Origin of the sequence: Bacillus sp. J14TS2, from assembly GCF_018333015.1 — a bacterium.
GTDB lineage: Bacteria > Bacillota > Bacilli > Bacillales > Bacillaceae_C > Lederbergia.
On record NZ_BORE01000002.1, the window covers coordinates 497132 to 508683 of the forward strand.

Consider the following 11552-nt stretch of genomic DNA (forward strand, 5'->3'; position numbering starts at 1 on the left):
TTCCTATAAAGGATTTTTATTATTTTTTCTGCCATTGTTCAGGATGTTTACGCCAATTTTCAAGGGTTACTTGATCATTTTCTTCAATCACACCTTGGTGTAGAGCGACTTGTATTAAGGTGGAATAGCCTGTTAATGAGTAAGCCTTTAACTGAGCCTCTTCCAGTCTTTTTTGCCCTTTTTCTAATTCATATGTAAAGATTGAAACAATCCCTAGTACCTCGACACCTTCTGCCTGAAGAGCCTGGGCTGCAGATATCGCGCTGCCCCCTGTAGAGATTAAATCTTCTACAACGACTACTTTCTGCCCTTTTGTAATTTTCCCTTCAATTTGATTGGTTTTTCCATGGCTTTTAGCAGAAGAACGGACATAACACATTGGTAAATTGAGTTGCTCACTAACCCAGGCTGCATGAGGAATGCCAGCTGTAGCTGTACCGGCAACCAGTTCTACTTCAGGAAAATGCTGCTGAATTAATTGTGATAGTCCTCCTGCAATTTCTCTTCGTAATGAAGGATAAGACAGGGTTAAACGGTTATCACAGTATATAGGTGACTTCAATCCAGAGGACCATGTAAAAGGATCTTGCGGCTTCAATGATACCGCCTGAATCTCTAATAATTGTTTCGCAATATTTTCTGCTATTGTCATTTTTCATTCATCTCCCAATCTGATTTCACATGCATATAGGCGCTATATGGATCTTTTGCTTTCGTAATCGAGCGGCCGACAACAATATGGGTCGAGCCAATTTCAGCAGCTTGCAGAGGGGTTACGATTCTAGTTTGATCATCTGCAGCATCACCTATTAATCGAATGCCTGGCGTTACACGCAAAAATTGCTCATCTGTTTTATCCTTTATCCCTCTTGCTTCTAGTGCAGAACAAACAACACCATCTGCGCCAGCTTGCTGTGCTAATCTTGCATAATGAAGAACAGACTCTGCCAAGGGATGGGAAATCAATTGTTCTTGCTGCATTTGTTTCTCGCTCGTACTCGTCAATTGTGTTACAGCAATCATTTTAGGTCTCTTTTGCTTACCAATCAATCCATCATTTAATCCCCGGACAGCTGCCTGCATCATCTCTAATCCTCCTGCAGCATGAACATTAACCATATCAACTTCAAATTGAGCGAGCACCTTCATTGCGCTATAAACAGTATTCGGGATATCATGTAATTTCAAATCCAGAAAGATTTCGTGCCCATGCTCTTTTAGCAAAGCTAATAAACTAGGACCTTCTTTATAAAATAATTCCATCCCTACTTTTACATATAAGGATTCACCTTCAAAATGCTGTAAAAATTGTATTGCATCATTCTTCTCTGAAAAATCAAGCGCGATAATAGGTTTAGCCCGCATATGTTTTCCAGCTCCTTCCAACCAATTCAGATATATGGGATACATTTAATTCAGCCAATTTTTGCGGAAGTTCCTCTATCAAGCGCGGGCAAATAAAAGGATCAGAAAAATTGATCGTACCAACCGCTACTGCACTCGCTCCAGCATAATAATATTCAATAATATCATCAACAGATTCGATGCCGCCCATACCAATAATGGGAATAGATACTCTTTGACTGACTTCATATATCATTCGAATTGCCACTGGTTTGATTGCAGGTCCGGATAATCCTCCACTCTGATTGGCCAAGATCGGTTTACCAGTTTTTAAATCCAATCTCATACCAAGCAATGTGTTAATCATCGTTAATCCATCTGCACCAGCTTCTTCTACAGCTTGTGCCATTCCAACAATATCAGCGACATTTGGAGAGAGTTTGACATAAACAGGAACGGCTGAAGCATCCTTTACTCTTTTCGTTAATTCAGCTGCAACCTCAGGAATGGTCCCAAAAGCGATCCCGCCTTTTTTCACATTTGGACAAGAAATATTTAATTCAAGGGCATGGACATTCGGTGCCTTCGAGATTTCTTTGGCTACCTCCACATAATCCTCCATTTCGGAGCCAGCTACGTTTGCAATAATCGGCACATCAAATTGTTCTAGCCATGGCAATTCATTCGCTAGAACTCCCTTTAGACCAGGATTTTGTAAACCAATTGCATTCAACATCCCAGCTGCTGTTTCTGCCACTCGAGGGGTTGGATTTCCAAATCGCGGCTCTAGTGTCGTTGCTTTGATCATAATGGCGCCTAATGTACTTAAATCATATAATTGGCTAAATTCTCGACCAAATCCAAAACAGCCAGATGCGGGCATCACTGGATTTCTTAAAGATAATCCTGGTAATTCTACTTGCAAGTGATTCATGTTAATACCACCCTTCCAATTGGAAAAACAGGACCATCACTACAAACTTTTACATAGTCTTTTCCATCTATTGGTTCATTGACATGGCATACACACGCAAAACAAGCGCCAATCCCGCATCCCATTCTTTGTTCCATTGATAGAAATCCTTTTCGATCTTTATATTGTTGTTGCAAAGCATTCAACATAGGTGACGGGCCACAGGCAAAAAGTACATCAAAATCGATCTGCCTTTCGGTTATGACATTTGTGACAAACCCTTGCGTTCCTCTTGAACCATCCACAGTTGCAATATACGTCTCACCATAATGTGCAAATTCTTGCTCATAAAAAACGACATCTTCTGATTGAAAACCAAGTATATGTTTCGTTTTTACCCCTTGTTTTGCAAGTTGCTTGGCCAACTCATATAACGGAGGAACCCCAATCCCGCCTCCAACAAGCAAAGCCGTTTCTCCTGGATCAGTCGCATTCAAAGGAAAACCATTTCCTAGAGGCCCTAAAACATCAAGTCCGTTATTCTCAGTTTGAAGGGAAAGTAAATTCGTTCCTTTCCCTTCCGCTCGATAAATAACCGTAAATTGCTGATTTGGTTTATCAATATGAGCAATACTAATAGGTCTTCTAAGGAGAGGATCCAGCCCCGGGTTTGTCCGAATATGGACAAATTGACCAGGCTGGCTCATTTGTTTTACCATGGCGCCTTCCAACGTTAATTCAAATATATTGCTGGCAATCTCCTGTTGCGAAACAACACGCATCATTTCTTGTTGAATCAAAGTTGCATCGCCTCTTTTCTTTTAGCCGCTCCTCCTATCATCGGCTCAGAGGAGAAAACCATCGATTCCAATACCCCCAAAATCGCTTCAGCCGTATCAAGTGATGTTAAGCAAGCAATCTCATTTTCTACAGACTCTCTTCTAATTCTAAAGCCATCTCGTTCAGGTTGCTTTCCTTTTGTTAATGTATTGATAACAATTTGTGCCTTCCCTTGGCGGATCACATCAATCAAAGTAAGTCCCTCAGAGCCAATTTTCCCAACTACTTCAACAGGAATGCCTTCATTGGCAATTACCTTTGCTGTCCCACTTGTAGCAAGAATACGATAGCCAATGGCTGAGAATCTTTGTGCCAATCGACGAGCTTCTTCTTTATCTTTATCAGCCACTGTAATTAAGACTGTTCCATACGTTTTTATTTCCATTCCAGATGCAACTAGTCCTTTGTACAAGGCTTTTTCCATCGTTTTATCTTTCCCCATTACTTCCCCAGTCGATTTCATTTCAGGTCCTAATGTAATGTCCACTCTTCTTAGCTTTGCAAACGAGAAGACAGGTACTTTCACATATACCCCTTCTTGTTCTGGGATGATGCCAGTGGCATAGCCTAATTCAGGTAACGATTTTCCTAAGATCACCTTCGTTGCTACATTAGCCATTGGTACGCCGGTGATTTTGCTCAAGAATGGAACGGTCCGGCTTGAACGCGGATTAACTTCGATCACATACAATTCATTTTGCGAAATAACATATTGGATGTTTAACAGACCGACAATTTCAAGTCCTCGTGCTAAACGCTTTGTATAATCGACAATTTTCTCCTTCATTTCAGCGCTAATATTTTGCGGTGGATAAACGGCAATCGAATCACCAGAGTGAACACCCGCTCGCTCAATATGCTCCATGATACCTGGGATTAGGACATTCTCTCCATCGGAAATCGCATCGACTTCAATTTCCTTTCCTATTAAATAACGATCCACTAAAACAGGATGCTCTGGATTAATCTTCACCGCATTTTCCATATAGTGCAACAATTCTTGTTCTTCATAGACAATCTCCATCGCTCTTCCACCTAGAACATAGGATGGACGAACAAGAACTGGATAGCCAATTTCCGTGGCAATCTTCACCGCTTCTTCCACAGAGAATGCAGTTTTCCCTTTTGGTTGTGGAATTCGTAAATTTTCTAATGCTTGCTCAAATTTATCACGATTTTCAGCGCGATCCAGACTTTCTAGAGAAGTCCCCAAAATTTGCACGCCCCGACTTTCTAACTCATCAGCCAAATTAATCGCTGTTTGTCCTCCAAATTGGACCACAACTCCCTCTGGCTGCTCAAGATCAATGACATGCATCACATCTTCGATTGTCAGTGGTTCAAAATAAAGCTTATCCGATATACTGAAATCTGTTGAGACCGTTTCAGGGTTATTATTAATGATAATCGCTTCGTAGCCTGCTTCCTGAATCGCCCAAACACTATGGACGGTTGCATAATCAAACTCAACCCCTTGGCCAATCCTGATTGGTCCTGATCCTAGCACGACAACGCTCTTCTTATCGCTCTGAGTTGATTCATTCTCTAGCTCGTAAGTTCCGTAAAAATAAGGTGTTTCGGCTTCAAATTCACCTGCACAAGTGTCCACCTTTTTATAAACAGGCATAATGCCTTCTTCTTTTCTCCATGCATATACATCCTTCTCAGTGATGTTCCACAGCTTGGCGATCGTCTGATCACTAAAACCCAATTCCTTTGCTTTTCTTCCCCATTCGATATCCTTAGGATAATCTCGTAGTTGTTGTTCAAGCTTGATGATTTTTTCAAGCTTATACAAAAAGTAAAGGTCGATTTGACTCCATTCATGAATTTTTTCAATCGAGATCCCTTGTCTTAATGCCTCTCCAATGAAGAACAATCGTTCATCTGTTGCTCTTTCAATCTGTTTCTGGAGCACCGCATATTCAATCTGTGCACTTCCGGGAAGTTCAAGATGGGAAATCCCGCTTTCCAATGAACGTACCGCTTTTAATAGGGATTCCTCAAAGGTTCTGCCAATAGCCATCACTTCACCTGTTGCTTTCATCTGTGTTCCCAGACGTCTATTCGCAGATTCAAACTTATCAAATGGCCATCTCGGTATTTTTGTGACAATATAATCGATGGTTGGTTCAAAGCAAGCATATGTTTTACCTGTAACAGGATTCATAATTTCATCCAGTGTGTAGCCTGCCGCAATCTTGGCAGCGAGTTTAGCGATTGGGAAGCCAGTCGCTTTGGATGCAAGCGCCGATGAGCGGCTCACCCTTGGATTGACCTCAATACAGTAGTACTGAAAACTCTCTGGATCAAGAGCAAGTTGGACATTACATCCGCCTTCAATGCCTAAAGCACGTATCAGTTTTAGTGAGGCATTGCGCATGATTTGCACTTCACGATCACTCAGTGTTTGACATGGCGCGACCACAATGGAGTCACCTGTATGGATTCCAACAGGATCGAAATTTTCCATATGACAGATCACGATCGCATTATCATTCGCATCTCTCATTACTTCAAATTCAATTTCTTTGAATCCGGCAATACTTTTTTCTACAAGACATTGATGAACTGGACTATGTTTTAATCCACTTGCTACAATTTCCTTTAATTGCTCGAGATTCTCACAAATTCCTCCACCTGTTCCTCCTAATGTATAAGCAGGTCTTACGATAATTGGATAGCCAATATCTTCAGCAAAAGAAATAGCTTCATCAATCGTATGAATAATATCACTATCTGGTACAGGCTCATTCAGCTGATTCATCAAAGTACGAAATTGGTCACGATCTTCTGCCTGCTCAATCGCTGATAGCTTTGTTCCGAGAATTTCAACCTTGCATTCTTCTAAAATCCCCGCTTGTGCCAGCTGCATGGCCATATTCAAACCAGTTTGCCCGCCCAAAGTTGGTAAAATCGCATCGGGTCTTTCTTTGCGAATGATTCTTGCGACAAATTCTAATGTCAATGGTTCAATATAGACAGCATCCGCGATTTCTGTATCTGTCATAATCGTAGCAGGATTAGAATTAATTAATATTACACGATACCCCTCTTCTTTTAAAGCTAGACAGGCTTGGGTACCCGCATAATCAAATTCTGCTGCTTGGCCAATGACGATAGGACCAGATCCAATTACAAGTATACTTTTAATATCCGTTCTTTTAGGCATGTTGTGTCGCTCCTTTTTCTTGATGGTCCTTTACATTCATCAGCTTCATAAATTGATCCAATACTATTTTTCCATCTTCGGAGCCTGGGGCTGCTTCCGGCTGAAATTGAATAGAAAAGGCTGGCCATTTTGTATGTTTCAATCCTTCGATTGAATGCCCATTGAGAGCTTGATGAGTTACACTAAGCTTACTTGAATCAACGGATGCTTCTACTACTTCATAGCCATGATTTTGAGAGGTGAAAATTATCTTTCCAGTAGTGAGGTCTTTTACTGGATAACTTGATCCTCTATGGCCAAAAGTCATTTTCTCGATTTGACAGCCATTGGCTAGAGCAAATAATTGATGGCCTAACCCAATTCCGAATAAAGGAATCTGTTTTTGCACAATCTGAATCATTTCACAGACTTGGAGGATATTCTCCGGATTGCCTGGTCCATTTGAAAGGAGAATTCCATCTGGTCTGTAAGCAAGGATCTCTTCGGCCGATGTGTCATAAGGGACGACGGTAATATCACATCCACGTTCTGTTAATTCTCGTAAGATGCTATGCTTTAATCCAAAATCGACTACAACGACATTTTTCCCGCGGCCTGGGCTTGGAAAAGGTTTCGTTCTAGAAACATGCTTCACTTCATTTGAAGGATAGGTTGTGGCACGTATTCGAATCAGTACATCTTCTGTTTTTTCATCGATATGACAAAAAATGCCTTTCATCGTTCCTTTTTCTCTAATTAATCGTGTTAGTTTTCTTGTGTCTACACCCGTAATACCTGGAATTTCCTTGAGCTTTAGAAATTCTCCAATTGACATGTTGGAACGCCAATTCGATGGAAAATCACATGCCTCTTTCACAACCATTCCTTTGATCATTGGTTGAATACTTTCAAAATCATCACGATTAATCCCATAGTTTCCAATGAGTGGATAGCTAAAGGTCAGGATTTGGCCGTAATTAGAAGGATCAGAAATGATTTCCTGATAGCCGCTCATACTACTATTAAACACAACTTCCCCAGTAACTTCTTTTTCACTTCCAATGGCATCTCCTACAAATACAGTGCCATCTTCTAATACAAGTTTCCTTTTCATTAAGCTTCCTCTCCTTCAGACCATTTCAATTCTCCATTAACAAAGGTAGCGACAGGCCATCCTTGACATTTCCATCCCGCGAATGGTGTATTTTTCCCTTTAGAAACAAACTCATGAGGGTCGATTGTTTTTTCTTGCTTTAAGTCAATCAATGTAAAATCTGCGGGTACTCCAAGATTGATGTTTCCTTTATCAAGGTGAAACGTTTGAGCTGGCTTAATCGTTAACCAATCCAAAAGTTGTTCCAATTGGAAAATTCCTTTTTTAACAAAATGTGTGTAAAGGAGCGGGAAAGCTGTTTCTAAGCCCACGATTCCAAATGGGGCATTGCGCATCCCTTTCGCCTTATCCTCAGCTGTATGCGGGGCGTGGTCGGTTGCAATAAAATCAATCGTCCCATCTAGTAAACCTTCAATCAGTGCCTCTCGATCTTCTTTACTTCTTAAAGGTGGATTCATTTTGAAATTTGTATCTTCTCCAGGAATATCCTCTTCACAAAGCAATAAATGATGTGGCGACACTTCTGCTGTTACATGAATACCCGCTCGTTTAGCATCTCTGACAGTCCTAACCGATTCTTTTGTGCTGATGTGACAAACATGATAATGGCAATTCGCTGCTTCCGCTAACAATACATCTCTAGCAATTTGTACAGATTCACAAATCGATGGAATGCCTGGGATCCCCGCTTGCTGGGAGAATTTCCCTTCATGAACAGCTCCACCATAAATAAGAGAGTTATCTTCACAATGAGCCACAATCGCCATATCAAGTTTCGCCGCCTGCTTCATTGCTTCATACATCATAGCTGCCTCTTGCACGCCGACACCGTCATCTGTGAAAGCAAACGCTCCTGCTTGCTTTAATGCTTCAAAGTCTACAAGCTCATCTCCTTTTTGTCCCACCGTGATTGCAGCATATGGTAATACTTGAACATGCCCGCGTTCTTTACACTCGTTTACAAGCCAATTCATTTGTTCGGCCGAGTCAGGGACCGGATTTGTATTTGGCATAGCGGCAACAGTTGTAAAACCACCCTTTGCTGCAGCAAGTGTACCCGTTTCAATTGTCTCTTTCGCCTCACCGCCTGGTTCGCGTAAATGAATATGTACATCAACCAATCCAGGACTAAGCAGTAACCCGTTTGCATTCCATTCCTTTTCACCATGATTTGAAAGCTCTTTTCCAATTTCTTTTATTTTTCCATCAGTAATTCTTACATCTACTTTTTCTAGAGTATTAGTTGGCAAACTTGCGTTCTTAATTAACCAATTCATAAAAAATCTCCTCCTAGGATTCTAGTAATTTTCTTAAAACAGCCATTCTGACATAAACACCATTTCCCATTTGTTTGAAAATTCTTGAGCGCTCACACTCTACTAAAGAATCAGCTATCTCTACCTGACGATTCACTGGCGCAGGGTGCATAATAATGCTCCCATTTTTCATTCTTTTTTCACGTTCCACTGTCAAGCCATGTTGCCCGTGATATTGTTCAGCTGTGATCGCTGATAAACTTAAATGGCGCTCATGTTGAATGCGAAGGAGCATGACCACATCAACGGATTCAATAATTTCATCTATATTGTAGTTAGGTGTTCCCTTATCCAAAAACCATTCATCAGGCCCAGAAAAAACAACTTCTGCTCCCAGTTCAGATAAAGCTTTTACATTTGATTTAGCTACACGACTATGATTTAAATCCCCAATGATTGCCACCTTTAAACCTTGAAAGGAACCAAATTCTTGTTGAATGGTTAACAGATCTAGTAAACATTGTGTAGGATGCTGTCCACAACCATCTCCTCCATTCACAAGGTGAAGACCCACTCTATCTTTTAAATCATTATAGTAGGCTTCTTGTTCATGGCGGATCACAGCAATGGAAATCCCGATCGATTCTATGGTACGAACGGTGTCATATAAACTCTCACCTTTCGTTGTACTGCAGTATCCTCCATCAAAAGGGATTACATCGAGCCCGATCTTTCGTTCTGCCATTTCAAAGCTTGTTTTCGTTCTCGTACTTGGTTCAAAAAATAAATTGGCCGCATATGTCTTTTGTGTTGGAGTCCAACTGTCGCCCTTTGCAAATGAATCGGCAATATGTAAAATTTCCAATATCTCGCTCGACGTTAAATCATTCATAGTAAGCAAATGCTTCATTCCCGTTGCCTCCTCATTTTCCCCATAAAAAAACTCTCTGTCCAAATCCAGACAAAGAGGGTACAAAAAGAAGCAGGCAGAAATCGCTCCTGTTTTAACCTCCCTTTGTCAGTCTCTCTGGACTGTCTTTTAAAAGGGATTTCTATTTATTTATGAATGTTTACTTGATCTACCCCATCAGACTCTAAAAGTTCAACGACAACCTTCTCCTGGCTTGATGTAGGGATGTTTTTTCCGATGAAATCGGCCCGGATAGGTAATTCTCGATGTCCGCGATCCACCAAAACAGCCAATTGAATGGATGAAGGGCGTCCAAAGTCAACCAATGCATCCATTGCCGCTCTCACGGTTCGGCCAGTATATAAAACATCATCAACTAAAATGACTTTTCTATTTCTTGTTTCGACTGGTAGTTCAGACCCTCTTACTTCAGGCTCAGCATCAACTGTTTTATAAGTCAAATCATCTCGGTAAAGGGTTATATCTATTTCTCCAACAGGGATTTTCTGCCCTTCGATTTGTTCGATGCGCTTTGCTAACCGTTCAGCTAGATGAATTCCTCTTGTTTTAATGCCAATCAAAATGCATTCTTCAATTCCTTTATTTCTTTCTAGAATTTCATGAGCAATTCTTGTTAAAGCCCTCTGAATCGATTTATCATCCAAAACCAATGTTTTTCCCATTATGACTCACCCCTTTTTGAAGAAATGAAAAACCCTCACACCTTAAGGTATGAGGGTATACGAATCCCAAAATGAATGACTTATGTCATGTTGACACAAGTAGTGGTTTGTATCCTTCATAGCCTCACAGGACTACATTAAAGGTTTATATGTAACTATCCATACTATATACATTCCATTGACGATTGTCAATGTTTTTTCTTCGTTAAGTTTCCCGATTTTCATTAGATATGAATGATTATTTCATCAACCAGACATTTTCAAAGCAGCAATCGTTGGATTGATTTCTTTTTACACATTTTATGCAATACAAACTAATGTGCGGTTATGCACATTTGTTATAATGGTTAGTAGTGGGATGAAGATGTCGATTTCCGTTTTGGCTGGACGCTTTCCGCGGGGCGTGCCTTGAGCCGCTTCGTCGCTTCGCTCCTGCAGGGTCTCAAGTTGCACGCTCATTCCCGCAGGAGTCGCCAGCCGCCACTCCAATCAACACATTCTAAATGATATACATCTTCCTTCAAAATTGATTTTGGAATAGTTAATTAAAGTTATTTATTGTTTCATTCACTTGAACAGAAGCAACAAACTATAATAAAAAGAAATACACCGTATAGATGAACAATCAGATTTTGTTGGCTGTTGTTAAAAATAAATACCTTGTCTATAATACATCCAGTCTCCCTCTATAAGATTACAACTTTAAAAATGTTACAAACTCTTAAATATAATTTGCTGAATCACACTCTCCTTCGCAACTTGGTATCTTTTAAAATAGTGGTATATTATTAAAGAAAATATTCTCTTATAAGTTGAGGTTCCACAGTTTGTATTTTAGGCTCTAGAAAGATCTTTATAGCTAAGTTCCACCCCAATTCAGCACTATAATTACATAATATTTCAAGATGTCTTTTATCAATACCTCTTACAACTGTATTTGAATCACTCACAAGATCTTCTGCTTCTTTTTTTGAAACACATAAAATTAAAAATGAATTTTCTTCTGTAACAAAAGTACGTATGTATGTACCAGTGATCTGCTTTTCATTTCCCAATTCCATTAAGCAATAAAAAGGTTCTCCAGCAACTGATTCATCAGGAAGTACCACTTGCAACCTTTTCTGAACAACTACAGCAAGTAAAGATTGTTCGCTTCCTGATATTAATTCAATTTCATGATGCTCAGCGAATTGTTGTATTTGATAATCTAAAATTGAGCCACTTTTAAATGGTTCGATCACATAAAAATGAGCCACTGATTTCCAATTTTATCAATCTCTCTTATGATAGAAAGTGACTATCTATTCTACATGGAGAGAGGAAAAAAGGATGATCAATATG

The 11552-nt window shown here is 40.1% G+C and carries 10 protein-coding genes; all 10 read right to left on the reverse strand.

The annotated features are described in order from the left end of the window. Positions 1-19 precede the first annotated feature (19 nt). Positions 20-646 (reverse strand): orotate phosphoribosyltransferase, encoded by a 627-nt coding sequence (pyrE, locus tag KI375_RS04935; protein ID WP_212972439.1) that lies wholly within the window; start codon positions 644-646, stop codon positions 20-22. Between the two features lie 2 nt (positions 647-648). After that, on the reverse strand, positions 649-1365 hold the full coding sequence (gene pyrF, locus KI375_RS04940) for an orotidine-5'-phosphate decarboxylase (protein ID WP_212972401.1): 717 nt from the start codon (positions 1363-1365) through the stop codon (positions 649-651). Next, positions 1355-2278: a dihydroorotate dehydrogenase gene (locus KI375_RS04945; RefSeq protein WP_212972402.1), complete on the reverse strand. Its 924-nt coding sequence runs from the start codon at positions 2276-2278 to the stop codon at positions 1355-1357. Before KI375_RS04945 ends, pyrF begins: the two co-directional genes overlap by 11 nt. Continuing rightward, positions 2275-3057 (reverse strand): dihydroorotate dehydrogenase electron transfer subunit, encoded by a 783-nt coding sequence (locus tag KI375_RS04950; RefSeq protein ID WP_212972403.1) that lies wholly within the window; start codon positions 3055-3057, stop codon positions 2275-2277. Before KI375_RS04950 ends, KI375_RS04945 begins: the two co-directional genes overlap by 4 nt. Further along, positions 3054-6269, reverse strand: coding sequence for a carbamoyl-phosphate synthase large subunit (carB, locus tag KI375_RS04955; protein ID WP_212972404.1), 3216 nt, complete (start codon positions 6267-6269; stop codon positions 3054-3056). The genes KI375_RS04950 and carB overlap by 4 nt, the downstream gene beginning before the upstream one ends. Beyond that, positions 6262-7362, reverse strand: coding sequence for a carbamoyl phosphate synthase small subunit (locus KI375_RS04960; protein WP_212972405.1), 1101 nt, complete (start codon positions 7360-7362; stop codon positions 6262-6264). The genes carB and KI375_RS04960 overlap by 8 nt, the downstream gene beginning before the upstream one ends. Next, positions 7362-8639 carry a dihydroorotase gene (locus KI375_RS04965; protein WP_212972406.1) on the reverse strand — a complete coding sequence of 426 codons (1278 nt, stop codon included), beginning with the start codon at positions 8637-8639 and terminating at the stop codon, positions 7362-7364. The genes KI375_RS04960 and KI375_RS04965 overlap by 1 nt, the downstream gene beginning before the upstream one ends. 13 nt (positions 8640-8652) lie before the next feature. Further along, positions 8653-9528, reverse strand: coding sequence for an aspartate carbamoyltransferase catalytic subunit (locus KI375_RS04970; protein WP_212972407.1), 876 nt, complete (start codon positions 9526-9528; stop codon positions 8653-8655). Positions 9529-9674: 146 nt separating this feature from the next. After that, positions 9675-10211, reverse strand: a complete 537-nt coding sequence (gene pyrR / locus KI375_RS04975) for a bifunctional pyr operon transcriptional regulator/uracil phosphoribosyltransferase PyrR (RefSeq protein WP_212972408.1) — start codon at positions 10209-10211, stop codon at positions 9675-9677. 788 nt (positions 10212-10999) lie between these two features. Then, positions 11000-11452, reverse strand: a complete 453-nt coding sequence (locus tag KI375_RS04980) for a hypothetical protein (protein ID WP_212972409.1) — start codon at positions 11450-11452, stop codon at positions 11000-11002. Positions 11453-11552: the final 100 nt, after the last annotated feature.